This is a genomic window from Pseudomonas sp. DNDY-54 (genome assembly GCF_019880365.1).
Taxonomy (GTDB): Bacteria; Pseudomonadota; Gammaproteobacteria; order Pseudomonadales; family Pseudomonadaceae; genus Stutzerimonas; species Stutzerimonas stutzeri_P.
In genome coordinates, this window is record NZ_CP082271.1 from 1,846,362 (window position 1) to 1,868,490 (window position 22,129).

Genomic DNA, 22,129 nt, shown 5'->3' on the forward strand with positions numbered 1-22,129 from the left:
GAGACCCTTGCCAGGGCCCCTGGTTAGCGGGAGCGGGGCCATAATGCGCTGGCGAAAAAGGTTCGTCAAATGTTTTGTAGTGCTTTTTTATTCGCACTACATTTTCCAAGAGGCGGAGTGGAGCGTTCAACCGTTTCTAATTCAGCGTCTCTACTTTCAGTCGCAGTGCGTGGTCATGCCGCCCTTGGGTGGAGTAGCGACGCAGCGTACCGCTCTGATCGGAGCTATCACTCTCACTGAACCCTCCGAGTGATATCCACTCTCCGAGCCGTCCGTTTACACGGGTATCGGTTGCCTGGACATCGATAGCACCTGGCTGGGATGAGCTGACCCGATCCTGATGACTGCTGATCGTCACCTGCACGCGATCGCCATGCACCGTTGCGGTGGCATAAAAGCCGCGAGTGACGTCGCGATATTGAGTCTGCTGGTAAATCTGCCCATAGCTGTCCGTGCCACTGGATATCATAGGAACGCTTTGACCGACCTGAATAAGCGCAGGGTATCCTTCGGTTGCTTGGACTTGCTGAATTCCGCCGCCCTGGCTGGCAGTGCTGTGCCGGATGATACGCACCTGATCGCGTCCATGCTTCTCGCCTCGTCCCGTCTGAACGTCGACTTCGCCTATACCAACCGACCCGTCTACGCGATATCCGTTGTCGCGGCCCGCTGACGAGTTCTGTGTGTCAACGCTAATGAGCAATCTACGGGGCTCGCTGTCGAGCTGTGACAGTACATCCCGTAGCTCCCTGATCACGGCGGCCGGTGCGCTAACAATGAGTTGGTTACCGTAGGCGTCCACTTTGCCCTGATCGCCGACAACCGACTGGGCGATAGGCAGAACATCCTGCGCCATCCGATAGCTGAGTGGAATGACCTCTGTCGCAGCGTATAGCGAGCAGCTGGCCAGAAGCGAAAGAACGGCGACAAGGTAGCGAGTCATAGCAGAAAGCTCCGCAAATCAGGATCGGTCAAGCTGTGGTCCCACGCCGTATCGAACTGTCGTTGAAGTTGGCGTGCGCGGCCAGGATCACGGTAAAGCGCATAACCAACATGTTGATCCGGCTCAGGACGAACCAGCACGCCGCAGCTGTCGGCTACGAGAAACGTACTCGTTTGCGCAGGGTAATCGGTATGAAGCCTGCGAATCTGCATGTTACTGCTCAATCGCCGGGCCAGGCTGAGCAGGCGGTGCCCCTCTTTGACAGCGCGGGAACAGTCTTGGAGCAACACGCGAATGCGATTGCGGGGATGCGCCAGGAGAAGCCGTACGCACGCCTGCTCGATGCTGCTGTGGTTGTAGAGCCAGGGATCGAAATCGAGACTGTACAGACTCAAGCTGCGTTGCGTTTGGTTGAGCAAAGCGAGCGCATGCCGGCGAGCATCGGCGGAGCATTCAAATCGCTGTAGTGGGGCGGTCACCCCGAGTACACAAGGCGCAGGCGACCACTCATCGCGCGGGGCCTGCACCGGAAGCGGGTTCTTCACCGGGAAGCGTCCCGGTGAAATGAACTCTATGGCTGCCAGTTCAGGAGCGGCTTTCGAAATCTCCGGGTCATCAGCACTCATGGTGGGACTAGCTGCTCCTTCGGAGCATATCCACATGGGGTAGGCCGGCCTCAAGAAATTCTTCGCTGATGACCTCGAAGCCCAGCCGCTCGTAAAACGCGGTAGCGTGAACTTGGGCTGTGAGCCGCTGCTCGCTGAGGCCCCGGCGTTCGGCTTCTTTAATAGCAGCTTTCATTAGGGCGCCGCCGACATTCATGCCGCGCCAATCACGAAGTACCGATACTCGCCCGATGTGCCCATCGCTGAGCAGCCGCGCGGTACCAATGGGGTAGCCGCTCTCGAGCGCCAGGAAGTGGATCGCATCAGCGTCATCCGCATCCCACTCAAGCTCTGGAGGGACCGACTGCTCTGCAATAAAAACGGTTTCGCGAATCCGACGCAGGTCGGCGTTATCGTGTTGCCAGTCGGCGAGGCGCACCTCAATGTCACTGCTCATCAGCAAACTCCAGACTTCCCTGTTTGACCAATTGCCATATCAGATTACGCCCATCCTCGTCGTCCAGCCAGGCCGCGAGATTCTCCTCGTGCAATGCCTCAGCTGAGCACACTAGCTTCAGCAGTTCACGGAGATGGGCTGGAAGCAGGCGGCTCTGACCGCTCGCAAAAAGAAGCAGACCGATGTCCACTTCGCTCCAGGCCAGGCGGGCGCTAAGGTTACGTATGAGTATCGCCCCATCGTTCAGCGCGGCGACTAAATCTTGCTCTTCAATCTCCGGTCCCTGTACGCGTTCTGGGTAGCGAGGCTCCGTCATGAACTGGCCAAACCAGGTGAGCAACAGTCGCTCATCGCCCATATGCTCGGCGAGCATGGCGCGCAGCCGATCAAGGGCGTCACTCTGAATCTGGTGAGGATCTTCAACCGGAACCAGGTCAGCATCGCTGTAGCGCTCTTCGTCGGGAAGGAACTGCGCGAGGAAATCGGTGAAGTGGGTCAGCACTTCCGCTGCGCTCGGTGCCCGGAAACCTAGGGAGTACGTCATGCAGGCATTTTCAGCCGTACCGAAATGTGCCAGCCGTGGTGGCAGATAGAGCATGTCGCCGGGCTCGAGTACCCATTCATCAGTGGCCTCGAAGTCTGCGAGGATGCGCAGGTCGGCGTGCTGAAGCATCGGGCTGTCGCGATCACACATTTGCCCGACCCGCCAGCGGCGCTGACCATGGGCCTGTAGCAAGAACACGTCGTAGTTATCGAAATGAGGCCCGACACCGCCACCCGGCGCGGCAAAACTGACCATTACATCGTCGATTCGCCAGTTGGGCAGAAAGCGAAAGTGCTCGACAAGTTCGGCCACCTCGGGAACCAGCTGATCGACCGCCTGAACCAGCAGCGTCCAGTCGCGCTCCGGCAGGTTCTGGTAGGTGTCTTCACCGAACGGCCCGCGGCGCAGCTCCCAAGGGCTTTCACCCTGCTCGATGACCAGACGCGACTCGACTTCCTCTTCCAGGGAAAGTCCAGCTAACTCATCTGGGGAAACCGGACTCTCGAACGAGGGAATCGCCTGGCGGATAAGGAGGGGCTTTTTTTGCCAGTAGTCACGCAGGAACTCGCGCGCGCTGATGCCGCCGAGGATGTGCAAAGGAATATCGGAAGTCATGCCAGTTACCTTGCTCTGCTATAGAGCTGCAAATAAAAACGCCCGGCGCAGCCGGGCGTGCAAAGAGGAGTTTTACTCAGATCCGTTTGGCCTGTTCAGCAGCGTTGCCGATGTAGCTAGCTGGCGTGAGCTTACGCAGCGCCGCCTTGGCTTCGGCCGGTATTTCCAGACTATCGATGAAGGCCTGCAGCGCGTCCGGGCTGATGCCCTTGCCGCGGGTAAGCTCTTTGAGCTTCTCGTACGGGTTCTCGATCGCGTAGCGGCGCATCACGGTCTGTATCGGCTCAGCCAACACTTCCCAGCAGGTATCGAGGTCTTCAGCGATACGTGCTTCGTTGAGTTCCAACTTGCCGATACCCTTGAGGCTGGCCTCGTACGCGATAACGCTGTGGGCAAAGCCGACACCCAGATTGCGGAGCACGGTGGAGTCGGTCAGGTCACGTTGCCAACGGGAGATCGGCAGTTTGCTCGCAAGGTGTTGCAGTAACGCGTTGGCAATCCCGAGATTGCCTTCAGAGTTTTCGAAATCGATCGGATTGACCTTATGCGGCATGGTCGATGAGCCAATCTCGCCGGCGACTGTGCGCTGCTTGAAATAGCCAAGCGAGATGTAGCCCCAGATATCACGATCGAAGTCGATAAGAATCGTATTGAAGCGCGCGACTGCGTCAAATAGCTCTGCTATGTAGTCGTGTGGCTCGATCTGGGTGGTGTAAGGGTTCCAGGAAAGGCCTAGATCGCCTTCGATGAATTCCCGCGCGTTGGCTTCCCAGTCAACATCCGGGTAGGCAGACAGATGGGCGTTGTAGTTGCCGACGGCACCGTTGATTTTGCCCAGCAGCGGTACAGCCTCGACCTGCGCGATTTGGCGCTCAAGCCGGTAGACAACGTTGGCCAACTCCTTGCCGAGGGTAGTGGGAGAGGCGGGCTGACCGTGTGTGCGCGACAGCATTGGCACGTCGGCATGTGCTAGAGCGAGCGCGCGAACTGCTTCCGCGAGTTGGCGCATCAGCGGCAGCAGTACTGTGTCGCGTCCCTCGCGCAGCATCAATGCATGGGACAGATTGTTAATGTCTTCACTGGTGCAGGCGAAGTGAATGAACTCGTTTACCTTGGCCAGCTCGGGCAGTTGCTTGACTTGCTCTTTGATTAGGTATTCGACCGCCTTCACATCATGGTTGGTGGTGCGCTCGAATTCCTTGACTCGCTCGGCCTGCTCTACCTGAAACGTCTCGGCAAGCTGATTAAGCAGTGCATTCGCTTCGGCTGAAAAGGGCGCGACTTCGGGTACGCCCGGATGCGCGGCCAGGCGCTGCAACCAGCGAACTTCAACCTGAACGCGGCAACGAATCAATCCAAACTCGCTGAAAATTGGGCGCAAAGCGCTGGTTTTGCCGGCGTAGCGGCCATCGACAGGGGAAACCGCGGTGAGCGAGGAAAGCTGCATAGAAGGCATTCTCGGACAGTCGAGCGACGAAAAGAGGGCGCAGATTATACATGAATGCGGGCAGATTACGGTCGCTGCGGCTAGATCGGTTGTCGCTTTTCACCGCCCGGGGTTATTCCGTACGGAGCATGGGATAAAGCGCGTCGAGCATTTTGCGTCGACTGAAAACCATCTGCCAGCGATGACCGCCGAGCTGACGCCAGAGCCGCGCGGAACGAATCCCGGCAAACAAAAGCGCGCGGATCTTTGCCGCGTTGTCGGTCTGTTGAAGGTGGCGCATGTCGCCTTGCACCTGGATGCGCTGGCGAAAAGTGCTGAGCGTGTCCTGATACAGGCCGCCAAAGGAGGCGACCACGTTTTCGTGAGTCAGCCCGAAGTGCTCGACTTGTTGCTGAATTTGATCGAGGCGGGTGCCGATGACCTGTAACAAATCGCTGCGTTTATCCAGCTGCCGCTCCAGGCCAATCATGGCGAGTGAGTAGCGCAACGGTTCGCGTTGCAGGCTGCTTGTGTCCCGCTCGAGTGCGCCGACCAGGGCTCGATAACCTTCGCGGAGGTTGAGATCATCGCCTCCGTAGATTTCCAGGGCAGGCTTGTTTTCGCGTACGAGCAGGCTGCCGAGCAGGCTGGCGAGCGCCGCGTTAGGCACCTGGCCGGTTCGGGCAATTCTGTCGACCAGCGCTGCGGCTTCAAAAACAGCGCCTAGTGCCACCAGTTGCTCTTGCATTGGCGTCATGGGCGGGCTCCGGAGAACCACGGCTCAGCCGTTTCTATCACGCCACCGCCAAGACACACGTCGCCGTCGTAAAACACAACGGATTGGCCAGGAGTAACGGCGCGTTGAGGTTCGTCGAACACGGCTCGGTAGCCGTGGCAGGTGCGCTCCAACGTGCAAGATTGATCGGCCTGGCGATAACGCACTTTAGCGGTGAGCCGTAACGCTGCGGGGAGCTCAATCGGGTTGACCCAGTAGATTTCGGAGGCCTGCAAGGCCCGAGAGAATAACCATGGATGGTCGTTACCTTGCCCGACAACCAGCACGTTGCGTTCGAGGTCCTTGTTCAATACGTACCACGGCTCATCGCCGGCATCCTTTAGGCCGCCGATGCCCAAGCCTTGGCGCTGGCCGATGGTGTGGTACATCAAACCGTGGTGTCGACCGATAATATCGCCGTCGATCGTCTCGATGTTTCCAGGCTGAGCAGGTAGATACTGTTTGAGAAAATCACTGAAGCGGCGCTCACCAATGAAGCAGATACCCGTGGAGTCCTTCTTTTTAGCGGTCGCGAGCCCATGCTTTTCAGCCAGCGCACGCACGGCCGGCTTCTCCAGTTCTCCCACCGGAAATAGTGTCTTGCTCAGCTGTTCGCCGCCGACGGCGTGAAGGAAATAGCTCTGGTCCTTGTTTGGGTCAAGGCCCTTGAGCAGCTCGCTGCGCCCCTCAGCGTCATGACGACGAACGTAGTGCCCTGTTGCGATCAGGTCAGCACCTAGCGCCAGAGCGTAGTCGAGAAACGCTTTGAACTTGATTTCACGATTACACAGGATGTCCGGGTTCGGCGTTCGTCCGGCTTTGTATTCGGCAAGAAAATGCTCAAATACGTTGTCCCAGTATTCGGCGGCGAAATTGGCTGTGTGCAGCTTTATGCCGATTCGGTCGCAGACGGCCTGAGCATCGGCTAGATCCTCGCGCGCGGTACAGTATTCGGTGCCATCATCCTCTTCCCAGTTCTTCATGAAGAGGCCTTCGACCTGATAGCCCTGTTCAATGAGAAGGAGGGCGGAAACCGAAGAGTCGACGCCGCCCGACATGCCGACGATGACGCGCAGGTTTTCAGGGGCAACGGAGATTGAATCGAGCATAGACACTCAGAGGTTGACTACAAAAAAGGAGCGATTCTAACAGGCTGACCCCGCCTGTAGTTAATACCGGTCAGTCGCGGACGACGTTGAGGTCGTAGACTGGCCCGGCCAGGTAATCGTCGATGCAGCGCAGAATCAGTTCGCTGCGCCAACGCTCCGGTTGGCCGGCCAGCTCTTCGCGTGTCATCCACCGCGCGCCGACGATACCGCTGTCGAGCTCTCGTTGTGGGTCATGCCGAACAGGGCTCGCCGAAAAGCACACGCGTTGGTAGGTGACGCCGTTGCTCGGCGCCGTATAAAGATAGATACCAACGACACCGCTTAATGCTACGTCCCATCCCGTCTCCTCAAGCGTTTCGCGTACTGCGGCCTGCCGCAACGTTTCGTTGGCTTCAAGGTGCCCGGCGGGTTGATTCAACACCAGCCGGCCCCCTTTTGATTCCTCGACCATCAGAAAGCGGCCGCCTGATTCGACGATGGTAGCTACGGTGATATGGGGATGCCAGGTCATGTTCGGGCTCGTCCTCGGGTTAGCTTTTATGCGGGCGACGTGCTGAAACTATAAATAGAAAACCCCGGCACCGGGCCGGGGTTTCGTTACAACGGCGCTAGCTAGCGCCAGCAGACTCAGGCCAGTGAGGCAAGTGCTGCGTTAAACGTCGCGCTGGGACGCATGACCTGGCTAGTTAGCTCAGGGTTGGAGCGGTAGTAGCCACCAATGCTCACGGGCTTGCCCTGAACCGCAGCAAGCTCTGCGACGATAGCCTCCTCGTTTTCGCTCAGCTGTTTCGCCAGTGATGCGAAGTGAGACTGCAGCTCACGGTCTTCCGTCTGCGCTGCCAGCTCCTGGGCCCAGTACAATGCCAGGTAGAAATGGCTACCGCGATTGTCCAGCTCGCCCGTGCGGCGCGAAGGAGATTTGTTGTTGTCGAGAAGCTTGCCGGTAGCGGCATCAAGGGCTTTACCGAGCAGCTTGGCCTTCAGGTTGTCGGTCTTGATCCCGGTTTCTTCCAACGATACGGCCAGCGCCAGGAACTCACCTAGCGAATCCCAGCGCAGGTGGTTTTCTTCGATCAGCTGCTGCACGTGTTTCGGGGCCGAGCCGCCGGCACCGGTTTCGTACATGCCTCCGCCAGCCATCAGCGGGACGATAGACAGCATTTTCGCCGACGTACCGAGCTCCATGATAGGGAACAGGTCAGTCAGGTAGTCCCGCAGTACGTTGCCCGTCACCGAGATAGTGTCCTGGCCGCGAATGAGCCGCTCCATGCTGACGCGAATGGCTTCGTTGTAGCCCATCATGCGGATGTCTAGCCCGGTCAGGTCGTGGTCCTGCAGGTAGGTTTCGACTTTCTTCTGAAGCTCACGATCGTGCGCACGCTCGGGGTCCAGCCAGAAAATAGCCGGGGTGTCGGATTGGCGAGCACGCGTAACGGCCAGTTTGACCCAGTCCCGAATCGGGGCGTCCTTGGTTTGGCATGCACGCCAGATGTCGCCCTTTTCGACTTCGTGTTGCATCAGCACGCTGCCGTCGGCCAATACGACGCGCATGGTGCCGTCAGCCTGCATCTCGAAGGTCTTGTCATGCGAGCCGTACTCTTCGGCTTTCTGCGCCATCAGACCAACGTTCGGTACGCTGCCCATGGTGGTGGGGTCGAACGCACCGTTGGTTTTGCAGAAATTGATCATCTCCTGATAGATGCGAGCATAGGTGCTTTCCGGCATCACCGCTTTGGTGTCTTTTTGCTTGCCGTCCTTGCCCCACATTTGGCCGGAGTTGCGGATCATCGCCGGCATGGAAGCGTCAACGATCACGTCGCTCGGAATGTGCAGGTTGGTAATGCCTTTGACGGAATCGACCATCGCCATTTCTGGGCGCTCGGCATAGCACGCATGGATGTCGTGAAGGATCTCTTCCTGTTGTGAGTCGGGCAGCGACTTGATCTTGTCGTAGACGCTGCTGATGCCGTTGTTCGGGTTGACGCCCAGCTCCTTGAAAAGCTCGCCGTACTTGTCGAAGACATCTTTGTAATAGACGCTGACGGCGTGTCCGAACACGATCGGATGAGAGATCTTCATCATGGTGGCCTTGACATGCAGGGACCACATGACACCGGTGTTCTTGCAATCCTGCAGTGTCTCTTCAAAGAACGCGCGCAGCTTGTTGCAGCTCATGAACATGCCGTCGAGCACTTCGCCTTCTTGCAGGGTGAGCTGTTTTTTTACCTGAACTTGACCGTCCTTGCCGACAAACTCAATGCGTACATCACCCGCATTCTGCATGGTGACGGACTGCTCACTGGAGAAAAAATCGCCGCCGCGCATGTAGTCGGCGTGGGACTGCGACGCCTTGCTCCACTTGCCCATGGAATGTGGGTGCTTCCGTGCAAAAGCTTTAACGGCGGCAGGAGCGCGGCGATCGGAGTTGCCTTCCCGCAAAACCGGGTTCACGGCACTGCCCAGGACCTTGCCATAACGCGCTCGGGCTTCTTTTTCCGCGTCGGTCTGTGGGTCTTCTGGGAAGTTCGGAATGTTGTAGCCGAGGGCTTGCAGTTCAGCGATAGCGGCTTTGAGCTGAGGAATGGATGCGCTGATATTCGGCAGCTTGACGATATTGGCGTCAGGTTGATTAGTCAGCTCAGCGAGCTTGGCCAGGTCATCCTCGACTACCTTTTCAGCGGGCAGTTGATCCGCAAAACTTGCAAGAATGCGCCCTGCAAGAGAGATGTCGCGTGTTTCGACGGCTATGTCGGCGGAAGCTGCAAAGGCTTCGACAATAGGTAGGAGCGAGTAAGTGGCCAGCGCAGGGGCTTCGTCGGTGAAGGTGTAGATGATCTTCGAACGGGTGGACATGTAGTGTTGACTCTCTCTTGCTGGGCGTACACAGAATCTCGGAATGCGCAGATAGACGCTCTGGCTGCCTTTATCAAGCCAGTACCGGGAATCGCCGCGATGATGTTGGTTGCAGCACCACTGGAGTGTTGAGCGTTTTGATTCCTCCGGCTGCGGTTGGCAGACTGGCGGATTCAGGACGATGAGCTTGGGGGAGGTCGGTCGTCCCTCATGACTCGTTAGTCACCTAAGCAGTATATCACCGCGGTCTGTTGTCAAAGAATGCCCAACCCATAAGACCAATGCACATATGGTTTCGGTTGAATCAACTGGGGTACTCTTGAGAGATGACCACTGTTTAATGTTTAACCACAAAAACGGAGTCCAGCATGGGATACCAAAAGATCCAGGTGCCTGCCAACGGTGACAAAATCACTGTAAATGCCGATAACACCCTGACCGTTCCGAACAACCCGATCATTCCCTATATTGAAGGTGACGGGATCGGCGTCGATATCAGCCCGGTGATGATCAAGGTTGTAGACGCCGCCGTGGAAAAAGCCTACGGGGGCCAGCGCAAGATCTCCTGGATGGAGATTTACGCTGGAGAAAAGGCCACTCAGGTCTACGATCAGGATACTTGGTTACCGAAGGAAACCCTGGAGGCCGTTCGTGACTACGTGGTGTCAATCAAAGGTCCACTGACCACCCCTGTCGGCGGAGGTATCCGATCGCTGAACGTTGCGCTGCGCCAGGAATTGGACCTTTACGTTTGCCAGCGCCCTGTTCGCTGGTTTACCGGCGTGCCGAGCCCGGTGAAGAAGCCGGCTGATGTTGATATGGTGATCTTCCGCGAGAACTCCGAGGATATATACGCCGGGGTGGAGTGGAAGGCCGGCTCTCCGGAAGCGATCAAAGTCATCAAGTTCCTCACCGAGGAAATGGGGGTCAAAAAGATTCGCTTCACTGAAAATTGCGGCATCGGCGTCAAGCCGGTTTCGCTGGAAGGCACCAAGCGCCTGGTTCGCAAGGCGCTGCAGTATGCTGTGGATAATGATCGCAGCTCCGTCACGCTGGTGCACAAGGGCAACATCATGAAGTTCACCGAAGGAGCCTTCAAGGAATGGGGCTACGAGGTGGCGCGCGATGAATTTGGCGCCGAACTGCTTGATGGCGGTCCGTGGATGCAGTTCAAGAATCCTGTGACTGGCAAGAACATCGTGGTCAAGGACGCAATCGCCGATGCCATGCTGCAACAGATATTGTTGCGTCCGGCCGAGTACGACGTTATCGCCACGCTTAACCTGAACGGTGATTACCTGTCCGATGCGTTGGCGGCAGAAGTGGGCGGCATCGGCATTGCGCCGGGTGCCAATCTGTCCGACACCGTGGCCATGTTTGAGGCAACCCATGGTACGGCGCCGAAATACGCTGGCCAGGACAAGGTGAATCCAGGTTCTCTGATCCTTTCGGCGGAAATGATGTTGCGCCATATGGGCTGGCTGGAAGCGGCTGATCTGATCATCAAGTCGACGGAAAGCGCGATCGCAGCAAAGACCGTGACCTATGACTTCGAGCGCTTGCTAGAAGGCGCTACGCTGCTTTCCTGCTCGGAATTTGGCGACGCGATGATCTCCCACATGTAATTTGCGGGCGGAACACAAAAAGGCCGATCAGTGATCGGCCTTTTTGGTTGCCTGGGTTAGGCGTCTACAGTCGAGCCCTGTGACACCGGCGCCACTGCTTCCGCAGTGGACTGCAGCGACCGTATGTTGGTTGCGTGCAGGCCCTTGGGACCTTGCAGAATATCGAACATGACTGCTTGCCCAGCTTTGAGAGTTCTGTACCCTTCCATTTGAATGGCTGAGTAGTGGGCGAACAGGTCCTCATCGCCGCCGTCTGCTACGATAAATCCATAGCCCTTAGCGTTGTTGAACCACTTGACCTTACCGCTTAGCATGCTGTTATCCCTCTGCAAAGGAGTCCATCACTGGAGTAACATCCATTTCATTCCGCGCTGATGGAGCTCATGGCCCATACGCGCAGCCCGTTGCCGTTGTGGCACTTACTGTTTGTATCATCGTTTTGCCGATAGTCAAGGCGACTCGTCAGGTGGCTGTGAAGCCCTTCCATTTACCCGGCCTCGGCGCCCCGATCTAGAACAGTTATACGCATGCGTGCATCTTCAAAGACTCGACTAATATTCAACCAGGATCGTCCTAAACCGTTGGACGATGACTCTTCCGGCTTGGCAGTCGAAGAAGCCAAGCCGCAGCTGAAGGCACCACCGATGTTCAAAGTTGTCATGTTTAATGATGACTACACGCCGATGGATTTCGTCGTGGAGGTGCTCGAAGGAATTTTTAATCACAACCGGGAGCTCGCCACCAAGATAATGCTGGCGGTTCATACCGAGGGGCGGGCCGTCTGTGGCGTCTACACACGGGACGTCGCTGAAACCAAAGCAATGCAGGTCAATCAATATGCAAGGGAATGCCAGCATCCGTTGCTTTGTGAGATCGAGAAGGACGGTTAACCCCGACTGCTGGGTAAGAGGTGAAAGCTATGTTGAACCGTGAGCTCGAAGTCACTCTGAATTTGGCTTTCAAGGAGGCTCGTACTAAGCGTCATGAATTCATGACGGTCGAGCATCTTCTGTTAGCCCTGCTGGACAATGAAGCGGCCGCAACCGTGCTGCGCGCTTGCGGAGCCAGCCTCGATAAATTGCGTCATGATCTCCAAGAGTTCATTGACTCCACCACGCCTCTAATCCCTCAACACGACGAAGAGCGAGAAACTCAGCCAACGCTGGGCTTTCAGCGTGTGCTGCAACGCGCCGTCTTCCATGTGCAGAGCTCCGGGAAACGCGAAGTGACCGGTGCGAACGTTCTGGTCGCGATCTTCAGTGAACAGGAAAGCCAGGCTGTATTTTTGCTCAAACAGCAAAATGTAGCCCGTATCGATGTCGTCAATTACATCGCTCATGGCATTTCCAAAGTGCCAGGCAATAGTAATCCTGAGGCTGACTCGGACATGCAGGACGAGGAGGGCGGTGATTCTGCCGCCTCTGGCAATCCGCTCGATGCCTATGCGAGCAATCTGAATGATCTGGCCCGCCAAGGCCGCATAGACCCGCTGGTCGGACGCGAGCACGAAGTTGAGCGAGTCGCGCAGATTCTAGCGAGACGTCGGAAGAATAATCCCTTGCTGGTTGGCGAAGCGGGGGTTGGTAAAACAGCCATCGCTGAAGGCCTTGCCAAGCGCATTGTCGATAACCAGGTGCCGGATCTGCTCGCTAATAGCGTTGTCTATTCGCTTGATCTTGGCGCTTTGCTCGCCGGAACGAAATATAGGGGCGATTTCGAGAAGCGCTTCAAAGCATTGCTGAATGAGCTTCGTAAACGCCCACAGGCAGTGCTTTTCATTGACGAAATTCACACCATTATTGGAGCCGGCGCAGCCTCTGGCGGCGTGATGGATGCGTCCAATCTGCTCAAGCCACTGCTCTCTTCGGGGGAGATTCGCTGTATTGGCTCTACCACCTTTCAGGAGTTCCGTGGGATCTTCGAAAAGGATCGGGCCTTGGCTCGTCGCTTCCAGAAGGTTGATGTCTCCGAGCCTTCTGTCGAAGACACGATCGGCATTCTGCGAGGCCTTAAGGGTCGTTTCGAGCAACATCACAGCATCGAGTACAGCGATGAGTCGCTTCGTGCAGCTGCAGAGCTCGCGTCGCGCTATATCAATGACCGACACATGCCGGACAAGGCGATTGATGTCATCGACGAGGCGGGTGCGTACCAGCGTCTCCAGCCTGAAGACAAGCGAGTCGCGCGTATCGATGTCGAGCAGGTCGAAGATATCGTCGCAAAGATCGCGAGAATACCGCCTAAACATGTCAGCACATCCGACAAGGAGCTGCTGCGCAATCTTCAGCGCGATCTGAAGCTCACGGTTTTCGGTCAGGACGACGCAATCGACTCGCTAGCTACCGCGATCAAGCTATCCCGGGCTGGGCTCAAAGCACCCGACAAACCGGTGGGTTCGTTCCTGTTCGCAGGCCCGACGGGTGTCGGCAAGACCGAGGCCGCCCGCCAGCTGGCGCGGGCGTTAGGTATTGAGCTGGTGCGCTTCGATATGTCCGAGTACATGGAGCGCCATACGGTGTCACGCCTGATTGGCGCGCCTCCTGGCTACGTTGGTTTCGATCAGGGCGGCCTGCTCACCGAGGCGATTACCAAACAGCCGCATTGCGTGCTGCTACTCGACGAAATTGAGAAGGCGCATCCTGAAGTCTTCAACTTGTTGCTGCAGGTAATGGATCACGGGACGCTGACGGACAATAACGGTCGTAAGGCTGATTTCCGAAACGTCATACTCATCATGACCACCAACGCTGGGGCTGAGACTGCGGCGCGCGCGTCGATTGGCTTCACTCACCAGGATCATGCCTCGGATGCGATGGAGGTCATCAAGAAGAGCTTCACGCCAGAGTTCCGTAACCGTCTCGACACGATCATTCAGTTTGGCCGCTTGAGCCATGAGGTGATCAAGAGCATCGTCGACAAGTTTCTCATTGAGCTGCAAACGCAGCTTGAGGATAAGCACGTCACGCTTGAAGTATCGGATGCTGCGCGTGGCTGGTTGGCCGAGCGTGGTTATGATGTGCAAATGGGAGCGCGTCCAATGGCTCGTTTGATCCAGGATAAGATCAAGCGACCGCTAGCCGAAGAGATCCTCTTCGGTGAGTTAGCTGAGCATGGGGGTGTGGTGCATATCGATATTCGAGACGGAGAGCCGTTCTTCGATTTCGAAACGTCAGCCGAGCTGGCTTAACGCTATTTGCTGCTTCGACGAAAAACGCCCGGCATGCCCGGGCGTTTTTGTGCGCGCTTAGGTCCTGACGACGCGACGCTAAGACCGCTATCCAGACTTAGCGTACGGGCCGCGAAGTGCGCCAATCCATTTTAGTCCACAAACAAAAAGCCCGGTCATAACCGGGCATTCGTCTCGCGTCCTATCAGCGGGCGCGGTAAGTGATGCGACCCTTGCTCAAGTCATAAGGCGTCAGTTCTACACGAACCTTGTCACCGGTAAGAATCCGGATGTAGTTCTTGCGCATCTTTCCGGAGATGTGCGCAGTAACGACGTGCCCATTTTCCAACTCCACGCGAAACATGGTGTTGGGCAGGGTGTCGACGACAGTACCTTCCATTTCGAAGCTGTCTTCTTTCGACATTCAGTAAAACCCTCGGTATCCAATGATGACCCGGTGCGAAGAATGCCCGGGTAAAAGCGGCAAGTATTGTGCCTGAAAGGGTCCCGAGAGCCAAGGGTTCAGCTCAGAGTAATCCAGCGTTGATTGACCAGGAGCTCAATTGGGCGGTATTCGGTTTTGTAATTCATCTTGCGGCAGTTTTTGATCCAGTACCCCAAGTAGATCGCTTTAAGACCGAGTCGTGCTGCCTCGCTGACTTGCCAGAGAATCGCAAAACGTCCGAGGCTGCGGCGCTCTTCGGTTGGATCGTAGAAGGTATAAACGGCCGACAGCCCATTGGGGAGTACGTCGGTTACCGCCAGTGCGAGCAGGCGACCATCAAGGCGAAACTCATAGAAGCGGCAGAACGGTAGATCTCGGACGAGGAAGGTGTGGAACTGATCCCTGCTTGGCGGGTACATGTCTCCGTCAGCGTGGCGCTGTTCGATGTAGTTGGCGTACAGGGAGTAGTACTCTTCCGTAAAGGATGGACGGACGTTTGTGACGGTGAGATCAGCGTTGCGCTTGAGGATACGTTTCTGTTGCCGATTCAGCTGTAGCCCCTCGGCCGGTATCCGAGCGGCGATGCAGGCGGTGCAGCGTTGGCAATGTGGGCGGTAGAGATGATCGCCACTGCGGCGAAAGCCCATCTCAGACAGCTCCGCGTACACCTGAACGTCCATTGGCTGGCTGGGATCGAGAAAGAGCGTCGTGGCCTGCTCGTCGGGCAGATAACTGCACGCGTGGGGCTGGGTCGCATAAAACTTGAGACGAGCCAAAGAAGTCATGGTCAGCTCTCGAAAATCTTGAAATCAGTGTAGGTCAGCTTGACTTCGTCGACTAGGACTCCCATCGGGCTGAGCTGGGTTCATCCAGATACCTTGCAAGGGTGTCGGCGAAGACCTGTCGGGGGATGGCCCGCGCGCCGAAACTGGCCAAGTGTTGCGTTGGCATCTGGCAGTCAATGAGTTGGAATCCCCAGTCGCGGAGACGTTCCACTAGTGTTACGAATGCCACTTTGGACGCATCGGTCATACGACTGAACATCGACTCGCCAAAGAATAGTCGACCCATTGCGAGACCATAGAGACCTCCGACCAATTGTTCGTCTTGCCAGACCTCAACAGAGTGGGCAATGCCAAGCTGATGCAGCTTCAGATAAGCGTCCCGCATCGGCGTGGTAATCCATGTGCCGTCGGTATAGGCGCGAGGTCCTGCGCAGCCTGCAATTACGTCTTGAAAAGCCTGGTCGAAGGTAATGATGAATAATCGCTGGCGCAGCTTCTTTTGCAGGCTCCGCGAAACGTGCAGCTCATCCGGGTAAAGCACTGTCCGCGGGTCCGGTGACCACCAAAGTAACGGCTGCCCATCCTGATACCAGGGAAAGCAGCCATGGCGGTACGCCGCCAATAGGCGCTCGGGGGACAAGTCGCCTCCCGCGGCCAGTAGCCCGTTGGGTTCGCGCATTGCCTTTTCCAGCGGGGGAAAAGACAGTTCGTCGCGCTGTAGCCAGGTCAGCATATTGATCGGTCTAAAAAGGGGCGTTAGCTCGCCCCGAAGTGGATTTACTGATCCAGATACTTTTCTGCGTCGAGTGCAGCCATGCAGCCTGCGCCGGCAGATGTGATGGCTTGGCGATACACGTGATCGGCCACGTCGCCGGCTGCAAATACGCCAGGGATTGTGGTGCAGGTGGCGTCTCCCTCGCTGCCGCCCTTGATCTTGAGGTAGCCGTCTTTCATTTCAAGCTGCCCCTGGAACAAGTCAGTATTGGGCTTGTGGCCGATGGCGATGAAGACGCCCGATAGCTCCAGCTTCTGTTGTTCGCCCGACAGCGTGCTCTTCAGGCGTACGCCGGTGACGCCGCTTGCGTCGCCCAGCACTTCTTCCAAGGTGTGGTTCCAGTGCAGCCTAATGTTGCCGTTGGCCGCCTTCTCCATGATCTTGTCTTGCAGGATCTTCTCGGAGCGCAGCTTGTCGCGGCGATGGATCAGGTGCACTTCTTTGGCGATGTTCGACAGATAGAGCGCTTCCTCAACGGCTGTATTGCCGCCCCCGATCACCGCAACCACTTGGTTACGATAGAAGAAGCCGTCACAGGTGGCGCAGGCGGAAACGCCGCGCCCGGCAAACGCCTCTTCCGATGGCAGCCCGAGGTACTGCGCCGAGGCTCCCGTTGCGATAATCAGTGCGTCGCAGCTGTAAGTAGCACTGTCACCCTTAAGGACGAACGGGCGCTGCTGCAGTTCCGCGGTATGGATGTGGTCGAACACGACCTCGGTATCGAAGCGCTCAGCATGCTTCTGCATACGCTCCATCAGCGCTGGGCCGGTCAGCCCTTCAACGTCGCCTGGCCAATTGTCCACTTCCGTGGTCGTGGTGAGCTGGCCGCCCGGCTGGATGCCAGTGATCATCAGTGGTTTGAGGTTGGCGCGGGCAGCGTATACCGCGGCGGTATAGCCGGCCGGGCCCGAGCCGAGGATGATCAGACGTGAATGCTTGACTTCATTCATAAAAAGCCCTCATAAGCCTTTGTTGCGAATAGAGAAGCGTGCTCCAGTCGAGCCGCATAGAAAAAACTGGCGTTTATGCTACACCGAAGCCTCGGGAAAAGCCCAAGCCGGCGCGGAACCGGCATGGCATCAAATCGACAAACCCGTACAATGTCTAATTTTCTAGTTGAATACGGTTAATAGAGCGCGCCTACGGCGCAGGAAATAAAGCGTTTTGAAGAATACTTCCTCTACCGCGCCAGCTTCCGTCTGGCGACAGCAATTGCACTACCGTCTCAAAGAGGGCGCATTAATTGCGCTAGGCGCGCTGTGCGCTTACCTCTGGATGGCATTGCTCACCTATGATCCGGCTGATCCTGGCTGGACTCATACCAGTAACGTTCAGCAGGTCCAGAACGCCGCCGGCCGCGCCGGTGCCTGGTTCGCTGATGTGTTGTTCATGGCGCTTGGGTATTTTGCCTACCTGTTTCCATTGCTGCTGGGCATCAAAACGTGGCAAGTATTCCGTGCGAGGCATCAGCCTTGGACCTGGAACGGTTGGCTGTTTTCGTGGCGGTTGATCGGGCTCGTTTTTCTCATTCTGTCCGGCTCTGCACTGGCGTATATACACTTTCAGTTCGCCAATAACTTGCCTGCTTCGGCGGGCGGTGCGCTGGGGGAAAGCCTTGGTCAACTCGCCGAGGCGGCGCTTAATGTCCAGGGCAGCACGTTGCTGCTGCTGGCCTTCTTCCTGTTCGGTCTGACCGTGTTCACTGATCTGTCCTGGTTCAAGGTGATGGACCTGACGGGCAAAATTACCCTTGATCTGATCGAGCTGATTCAGAGTCTCTTCAGTCGCTGGTGGTCCGCCCGCAACGAGCGTAAGCAAATTGTCGCGCAGTTGCGTGAAGCGGATGACGTGGTCAACGACGTCGCGGGCTCGCTATCGGATCGCCGTGAGCGTGTGAAGGTGAGGGAGCGACTTCTTGAGCGTGAAGAGTCGTTAAGCAAACACATGAGCGAACGTGAGAGGCGTCCTGCCCCGGTTATACCTCCGGCTGCACCGCCGAAGCCGATCGAGCAGAGCAAGCGTGCCCTAAAGGAAAAGCAGGCCAATCTGTTCGTCGACCCGCTGATCGAAGGCAGTGTTCCGCCCTTGTCCCTGTTGGACGTTGCAGAAAAACAGCAGAAGCAGTACTCGCCCGAATCCCTGGAAGCCATGTCACGGCTGCTGGAAATCAAGCTGAAGGAATTTGGCGTCGAGGTCATCGTCGAGTCTGTCCATCCTGGCCCAGTCATCACCCGCTTCGAGATCCAGCCTGCTGCCGGCGTCAAGGTTAGCCGTATCTCTAATCTGGCTAAGGACCTGGCTCGTTCGCTGGCTGTCATAAGCGTCCGTGTGGTGGAGGTAATCCCTGGCAAGACCACGGTCGGCATTGAGATTCCCAACGAGGATCGTCAAATCGTACGGTTCTCGGAGGTGTTGTCGTCTGCGCCCTATGACGATGCCAAATCACCCGTCACCATTGCGCTCGGCCATGATATCGGCGGCAAGCCGGTGATCGCCGACCTGGCGAAGATGCCTCACCTGCTGGTTGCCGGTACGACCGGCTCAGGTAAGTCTGTCGGTGTTAACGCGATGATTTTGTCGATCTTGTTCAAGTCCACGCCGGAAGATGCGCGGCTGATCATGATCGACCCGAAAATGCTGGAGCTGTCGATCTACGAAGGCATTCCGCATCTGCTGTGCCCGGTCGTGACCGACATGAAGGAAGCGGCCAACGCGTTGCGTTGGAGCGTTGCCGAGATGGAGCGTCGCTACAAGCTAATGGCGGCCATGGGCGTGCGTAACCTTGCGGGCTTCAATCGCAAGGTGAAGGAAGCGGAGGAGGCCGGTACGCCACTCACTGACCCGCTGTACCGCCGTGAAAGCATGGATGACGAAGCACCGTTGCTGAAGAAGCTGCCGACCATCGTAGTCGTGGTCGACGAGTTCGCTGACATGATGATGATTGTCGGCAAAAAGGTCGAAGAGCTGATTGCCCGAATCGCCCAGAAAGCACGGGCCGCGGGCATCCACCTGATTCTCGCCACCCAGCGGCCATCGGTGGACGTGATCACCGGCTTGATCAAGGCCAACATTCCGACTCGTATGGCCTTTCAGGTTTCAAGCAAGATCGATTCACGCACCATCCTAGATCAGGGCGGCGCCGAGCAATTGCTTGGCCACGGTGACATGCTGTATCTCCCGCCGGGTACTGGCCTGCCGATTCGCGTACACGGCGCCTTTGTGTCCGACGAAGAGGTGCATCGCGTCGTGGAGGCCTGGAAAGCCCGGGGGGCGCCGGACTACATCGAAGAAATTCTAGTGGGGGTAGAGGAGTCCGGCAGCGGCTTCGATGGTGGTAGTGGTGGCGGTGACAGCGGTGAAGACAGCGAGGATGATCCGCTTTACGACGAAGCCGTACGCTTTGTCACTGAAAGCCGCCGCGCATCGATCTCGGCGGTTCAGCGCAAGCTAAAGATTGGTTACAACCGCGCCGCGCGGATGATCGAATCCATGGAGATGGCCGGCGTTGTCACTTCAATGAATACCAACGGCTCGCGGGAAGTACTCGCGCCGCCTCCTACCCGCGACTAAGTCGCCGAGGGCTCCATGCAGTTGATTCGTGCGTTGTTTGCATCCGCTCTGTTATTCGCTTTGGTGCCGGCTCACGCCGATCAGGCCGCTTCTGTAAAGCGTCTGACCGGCTTACTGCAGAAGGCTGAAACACTGACCGGTCGTTTTTCTCAGCTTTCACTTGACGGTACTGGCACCCAGCTACAGGAGACGTCCGGTGAGATGGCTCTGAAACGCCCGGGTCAGTTCCGCTGGCATACCGACGAACCAATGGAGCAGCTGCTAATTTCCAATGGCAAAAAGGTCTGGCTGTACGATCCGGATCTCGAGCAGGTGACCATCCAGACGCTCGACCAGCGGCTGACCCACACGCCGGCTCTTTTGCTCTCGGGTGACGTCTCGGCTATTAGCGAGAACTTCAATGTCTCGCATCAGCAAGCGGGCGAGGTCGTCGATTTCACCTTGACGCCTAAGGCTAAGGACACCTTGTTCGATACCCTGCGCTTATCCTTCCGTGGCGACATCATCAACGACATGCAGATGGTTGATGGTGTCGGCCAGCGCACCAATATCCTGTTCCAGGGCGTCCGACTGAACGAGCCACTCAAGGCCGATCTGTTCACGTTTGAAATTCCAGAGGGAACCGACGTCATTTCCGAGTGATCGGCGTCTTTACTCACGTCACTGATACGGCCTGCTTTCCTGCAGGCCGTTTGCATAAGAGGTCCGGTCCGCGATGGATCTGTTCAGTCGCGATCCTGTCGCCCAGCCGTTAGCGGCGCGTCTGCGTGCTGCCAGCCTCGACGAGTATGTCGGGCAGGAGCACCTGCTGGCGCGCGGTAAGCCACTGCGCGAGGCGTTGGAACAGGGCGCGTTGCATTCGATGGTGTTCTGGGGGCCGCCTGGCGTCGGCAAAACCACGTTGGCACGGCTACTGGCAAAAGTCTCCGACGCTCATTTCGAGACGGTGTCGGCTGTGCTTGCCGGCGTTAAAGAGATCCGTCAGGCGGTTGAGATTGCAAAGCAGCAGGCCGCCCAGTACGGGCGTCGCACGATCCTCTTTGTCGATGAGGTTCACCGATTCAACAAGTCCCAACAGGATGCATTTCTTCCGTACGTTGAAGACGGCACGTTGATCTTTATCGGCGCCACCACTGAAAACCCCTCGTTCGAACTGAACAATGCCTTGCTTTCGCGAGCCCGCGTCTACGTGCTCAAGAGCCTCGACGAGACCGCGCTGCGCAAGCTGGTCAACCGTGCGTTGACTGAATCAAAGGGACTTGGAGATCTGCACCTGAGCCTGCCCGACGAGAGCTTTCAAATGCTGATGGCAGCTGCCGATGGTGACGGCCGACGGTTACTCAATCTCCTGGAGAACGCGTCGGACTTGGCGGAAGAGGGCGGCGAGATCAGTATCGAGCTGCTGCAGGATTTGTTGGGTGATAGCCGTAGACGTTTCGATAAGGGTGGTGAAGCCTTCTACGATCAGATATCCGCGCTGCATAAGTCTGTTCGAGGCTCTAATCCTGATGCCGCGCTGTACTGGTTTGCACGGATGATCGACGGTGGTTGCGATCCACTCTACATCGCACGCCGTGTTGTGCGGATGGCCAGTGAGGAGGTGGGTAACGCCGACCCTCGTGCAATGGGGTTGTGTCTGTCTGCTTGGGATGTTCAGGAGCGGCTCGGCAGCCCTGAAGGTGAGCTGGCAGTCGCGCAAGCTATTGTCTATCTCGCGTGCGCGCCCAAGAGCAACGCCGTTTATAGTGCGTTCAATGAAGCGATGCGCGATGTGCGAGAGAGTGGCTCGGAGGAGGTCCCGCTGCACCTGCGAAACGCACCGACCCGGCTGATGAAAGAGCTGGGTTATGGCAACGAGTACCGCTACGCCCATGACGAGCCCGATGCCTATGCAGCGGGGGAAGATTACTTCCCGGAGGCGATGGCACCACGAAAATACTATCAGCCGGTGCCTCGCGGACTGGAAAGCAAGATTCGCGACAAGCTGGATCATCTGGCACGGCTCGACCGGGAAAGCCCTCGGAAAAGGAGAAAGCCTTGATCCGGATGATATTGGCGGTCGCTGCGGGTGGCTTGGCCGGTACGCTGATTCGCTTCGGCGTCGCTAGCTGGGTATCGGCGAACTGGCCAAAGCACTTTTACCTGGCCACGATGGGCGTCAATCTGCTGGGTTGTCTCCTAATCGGCTATTTGTATGCGACTTTCCTGGTGCGCCCAGATATATCGCCTGAATGGCGTGGGGGGCTGATCATCGGTTTCCTGGGTGCCTTGACCACCTTCTCGAGTTTTTCGCTTGATGGGTTGCGGCTTCTCGAAAGTGGGCAGCTCGCGACAACCTTCGGCTATATCAGCATAAGCGTGCTCGGCGGGCTGTTGGCGGCCTGGGCCGGGCTAGCACTAGGCAGGTTATGAACCTGGCCGCGATCACAGTAAACT

The 22,129-nt window shown here is 57.2% G+C and carries 21 protein-coding genes; 7 read left to right on the top strand and 14 right to left on the bottom strand.

Annotated elements, in window-relative coordinates; genetic code table 11:
• Window positions 1-136 precede the first annotated feature (136 nt).
• The 9 genes from K4O48_RS08695 to K4O48_RS08735 all read right to left on the bottom strand — a co-directional run bounded on the left by K4O48_RS08695 (window position 137) and on the right by K4O48_RS08735 (window position 9,327).
• Complete coding sequence (locus K4O48_RS08695; protein ID WP_222911615.1) at window positions 137-943, bottom strand: secretin N-terminal domain-containing protein; 807 nt, start codon at window positions 941-943, stop codon at window positions 137-139.
• Window positions 940-1,569 carry a histone acetyltransferase HPA2 gene (locus tag K4O48_RS08700; protein ID WP_222911616.1) on the bottom strand — a complete coding sequence of 210 codons (630 nt, stop codon included), beginning with the start codon at window positions 1,567-1,569 and terminating at the stop codon, window positions 940-942. Before K4O48_RS08700 ends, K4O48_RS08695 begins: the two co-directional genes overlap by 4 nt.
• Window positions 1,570-1,576: 7 nt before the next feature.
• A complete protein-coding gene (locus K4O48_RS08705) occupies window positions 1,577-2,005 on the bottom strand; it encodes a GNAT family N-acetyltransferase (protein WP_222911617.1) in 429 nt (142 codons plus the stop codon).
• Window positions 1,995-3,164 (bottom strand): cupin domain-containing protein, encoded by a 1,170-nt coding sequence (locus K4O48_RS08710; RefSeq protein WP_222911618.1) that lies wholly within the window; start codon window positions 3,162-3,164, stop codon window positions 1,995-1,997. The genes K4O48_RS08705 and K4O48_RS08710 overlap by 11 nt, the downstream gene beginning before the upstream one ends.
• 76 nt (window positions 3,165-3,240) lie before the next feature.
• Complete coding sequence (gene purB, locus K4O48_RS08715) at window positions 3,241-4,611, bottom strand: adenylosuccinate lyase (RefSeq protein ID WP_222911619.1); 1,371 nt, start codon at window positions 4,609-4,611, stop codon at window positions 3,241-3,243.
• Window positions 4,612-4,723: 112 nt separating this feature from the next.
• Complete coding sequence (gene hflD, locus K4O48_RS08720; protein ID WP_222911620.1) at window positions 4,724-5,347, bottom strand: high frequency lysogenization protein HflD; 624 nt, start codon at window positions 5,345-5,347, stop codon at window positions 4,724-4,726.
• Window positions 5,344-6,474, bottom strand: coding sequence for a tRNA 2-thiouridine(34) synthase MnmA (gene mnmA, locus K4O48_RS08725; protein ID WP_222911621.1), 1,131 nt, complete (start codon window positions 6,472-6,474; stop codon window positions 5,344-5,346). Before mnmA ends, hflD begins: the two co-directional genes overlap by 4 nt.
• A 70-nt stretch (window positions 6,475-6,544) precedes the next feature.
• A complete protein-coding gene (locus K4O48_RS08730; RefSeq protein ID WP_222911622.1) occupies window positions 6,545-6,985 on the bottom strand; it encodes an NUDIX hydrolase in 441 nt (146 codons plus the stop codon).
• 116 nt (window positions 6,986-7,101) lie between these two features.
• Window positions 7,102-9,327 carry an NADP-dependent isocitrate dehydrogenase gene (locus K4O48_RS08735; RefSeq protein ID WP_222911623.1) on the bottom strand — a complete coding sequence of 742 codons (2,226 nt, stop codon included), beginning with the start codon at window positions 9,325-9,327 and terminating at the stop codon, window positions 7,102-7,104.
• Between the two features lie 368 nt (window positions 9,328-9,695).
• On the opposite strand from K4O48_RS08735, the gene icd reads away from it, so the two are divergent.
• On the top strand, window positions 9,696-10,952 hold the full coding sequence (icd, locus tag K4O48_RS08740; protein ID WP_222911624.1) for an NADP-dependent isocitrate dehydrogenase: 1,257 nt from the start codon (window positions 9,696-9,698) through the stop codon (window positions 10,950-10,952).
• Window positions 10,953-11,008: 56 nt separating this feature from the next.
• Here the strand turns inward: icd and cspD are convergent, their stop codons facing one another.
• Window positions 11,009-11,266 (bottom strand): cold shock domain-containing protein CspD, encoded by a 258-nt coding sequence (gene cspD / locus K4O48_RS08745; RefSeq protein WP_222911625.1) that lies wholly within the window; start codon window positions 11,264-11,266, stop codon window positions 11,009-11,011.
• Between the two features lie 213 nt (window positions 11,267-11,479).
• On the opposite strand from cspD, the gene clpS reads away from it, so the two are divergent.
• On the top strand, window positions 11,480-11,842 hold the full coding sequence (gene clpS, locus K4O48_RS08750) for an ATP-dependent Clp protease adapter ClpS (protein ID WP_222911626.1): 363 nt from the start codon (window positions 11,480-11,482) through the stop codon (window positions 11,840-11,842).
• A 29-nt stretch (window positions 11,843-11,871) separates the two neighbouring features.
• A complete protein-coding gene (clpA, locus tag K4O48_RS08755; protein ID WP_222911627.1) occupies window positions 11,872-14,139 on the top strand; it encodes an ATP-dependent Clp protease ATP-binding subunit ClpA in 2,268 nt (755 codons plus the stop codon).
• 184 nt (window positions 14,140-14,323) lie between these two features.
• Here clpA and infA read toward each other — a convergent pair whose 3' ends face one another.
• The 4 genes from infA to trxB all read right to left on the bottom strand — a co-directional run bounded on the left by infA (window position 14,324) and on the right by trxB (window position 17,073).
• Window positions 14,324-14,542 carry a translation initiation factor IF-1 gene (gene infA, locus K4O48_RS08760; protein WP_002553999.1) on the bottom strand — a complete coding sequence of 73 codons (219 nt, stop codon included), beginning with the start codon at window positions 14,540-14,542 and terminating at the stop codon, window positions 14,324-14,326.
• Between the two features lie 98 nt (window positions 14,543-14,640).
• On the bottom strand, window positions 14,641-15,348 hold the full coding sequence (locus K4O48_RS08765; protein WP_222911628.1) for an arginyltransferase: 708 nt from the start codon (window positions 15,346-15,348) through the stop codon (window positions 14,641-14,643).
• A gap of 52 nt (window positions 15,349-15,400) precedes the next feature.
• Complete coding sequence (aat, locus tag K4O48_RS08770) at window positions 15,401-16,081, bottom strand: leucyl/phenylalanyl-tRNA--protein transferase (protein WP_222911629.1); 681 nt, start codon at window positions 16,079-16,081, stop codon at window positions 15,401-15,403.
• 44 nt (window positions 16,082-16,125) lie between these two features.
• Complete coding sequence (gene trxB / locus K4O48_RS08775) at window positions 16,126-17,073, bottom strand: thioredoxin-disulfide reductase (RefSeq protein ID WP_222911630.1); 948 nt, start codon at window positions 17,071-17,073, stop codon at window positions 16,126-16,128.
• A 214-nt stretch (window positions 17,074-17,287) separates the two neighbouring features.
• Here trxB and ftsK point away from each other — a divergent pair, with 214 nt between their 5' ends.
• From ftsK to crcB, 4 genes are all read left to right on the top strand, one after another.
• Window positions 17,288-19,693 carry a DNA translocase FtsK gene (gene ftsK / locus K4O48_RS08780; protein WP_222911631.1) on the top strand — a complete coding sequence of 802 codons (2,406 nt, stop codon included), beginning with the start codon at window positions 17,288-17,290 and terminating at the stop codon, window positions 19,691-19,693.
• Between the two features lie 15 nt (window positions 19,694-19,708).
• Entirely contained in the window at window positions 19,709-20,335 is a 627-nt protein-coding gene (gene lolA / locus K4O48_RS08785; protein WP_222911632.1) for an outer membrane lipoprotein chaperone LolA, read from the top strand.
• 73 nt (window positions 20,336-20,408) lie between these two features.
• On the top strand, window positions 20,409-21,734 hold the full coding sequence (locus tag K4O48_RS08790; protein ID WP_222911633.1) for a replication-associated recombination protein A: 1,326 nt from the start codon (window positions 20,409-20,411) through the stop codon (window positions 21,732-21,734).
• Window positions 21,731-22,105, top strand: coding sequence for a fluoride efflux transporter CrcB (gene crcB / locus K4O48_RS08795; RefSeq protein WP_222911634.1), 375 nt, complete (start codon window positions 21,731-21,733; stop codon window positions 22,103-22,105). Before K4O48_RS08790 ends, crcB begins: the two co-directional genes overlap by 4 nt.
• Window positions 22,106-22,129 lie beyond the last annotated feature (24 nt).

Excerpts from the sequence above, each read along its gene's own strand:
- K4O48_RS08695 (WP_222911615.1), bottom strand. The coding sequence starts at position 943 with ATGACTCGCTACCTTGTCGCCGTTCTTTCGCTTCTGGCCAGCTGCTCG.
- K4O48_RS08700 (WP_222911616.1), bottom strand. The coding sequence starts at position 1,569 with ATGAGTGCTGATGACCCGGAGATTTCGAAAGCCGCTCCTGAACTGGCA.
- K4O48_RS08705 (WP_222911617.1), bottom strand. The coding sequence starts at position 2,005 with ATGAGCAGTGACATTGAGGTGCGCCTCGCCGACTGGCAACACGATAAC.
- K4O48_RS08710 (WP_222911618.1), bottom strand. The coding sequence starts at position 3,164 with ATGACTTCCGATATTCCTTTGCACATCCTCGGCGGCATCAGCGCGCGC.
- purB (WP_222911619.1), bottom strand. The coding sequence starts at position 4,611 with ATGCAGCTTTCCTCGCTCACCGCGGTTTCCCCTGTCGATGGCCGCTAC.
- hflD (WP_222911620.1), bottom strand. The coding sequence starts at position 5,347 with ATGACGCCAATGCAAGAGCAACTGGTGGCACTAGGCGCTGTTTTTGAA.
- mnmA (WP_222911621.1), bottom strand. The coding sequence starts at position 6,474 with ATGCTCGATTCAATCTCCGTTGCCCCTGAAAACCTGCGCGTCATCGTC.
- K4O48_RS08730 (WP_222911622.1), bottom strand. The coding sequence starts at position 6,985 with ATGACCTGGCATCCCCATATCACCGTAGCTACCATCGTCGAATCAGGC.
- K4O48_RS08735 (WP_222911623.1), bottom strand. The coding sequence starts at position 9,327 with ATGTCCACCCGTTCGAAGATCATCTACACCTTCACCGACGAAGCCCCT.
- icd (WP_222911624.1), top strand. The coding sequence starts at position 9,696 with ATGGGATACCAAAAGATCCAGGTGCCTGCCAACGGTGACAAAATCACT.
- cspD (WP_222911625.1), bottom strand. The coding sequence starts at position 11,266 with ATGCTAAGCGGTAAGGTCAAGTGGTTCAACAACGCTAAGGGCTATGGA.
- clpS (WP_222911626.1), top strand. The coding sequence starts at position 11,480 with ATGCGTGCATCTTCAAAGACTCGACTAATATTCAACCAGGATCGTCCT.
- clpA (WP_222911627.1), top strand. The coding sequence starts at position 11,872 with ATGTTGAACCGTGAGCTCGAAGTCACTCTGAATTTGGCTTTCAAGGAG.
- infA (WP_002553999.1), bottom strand. The coding sequence starts at position 14,542 with ATGTCGAAAGAAGACAGCTTCGAAATGGAAGGTACTGTCGTCGACACC.
- K4O48_RS08765 (WP_222911628.1), bottom strand. The coding sequence starts at position 15,348 with ATGACTTCTTTGGCTCGTCTCAAGTTTTATGCGACCCAGCCCCACGCG.
- aat (WP_222911629.1), bottom strand. The coding sequence starts at position 16,081 with ATGCTGACCTGGCTACAGCGCGACGAACTGTCTTTTCCCCCGCTGGAA.
- trxB (WP_222911630.1), bottom strand. The coding sequence starts at position 17,073 with ATGAATGAAGTCAAGCATTCACGTCTGATCATCCTCGGCTCGGGCCCG.
- lolA (WP_222911632.1), top strand. The coding sequence starts at position 19,709 with ATGCAGTTGATTCGTGCGTTGTTTGCATCCGCTCTGTTATTCGCTTTG.
- K4O48_RS08790 (WP_222911633.1), top strand. The coding sequence starts at position 20,409 with ATGGATCTGTTCAGTCGCGATCCTGTCGCCCAGCCGTTAGCGGCGCGT.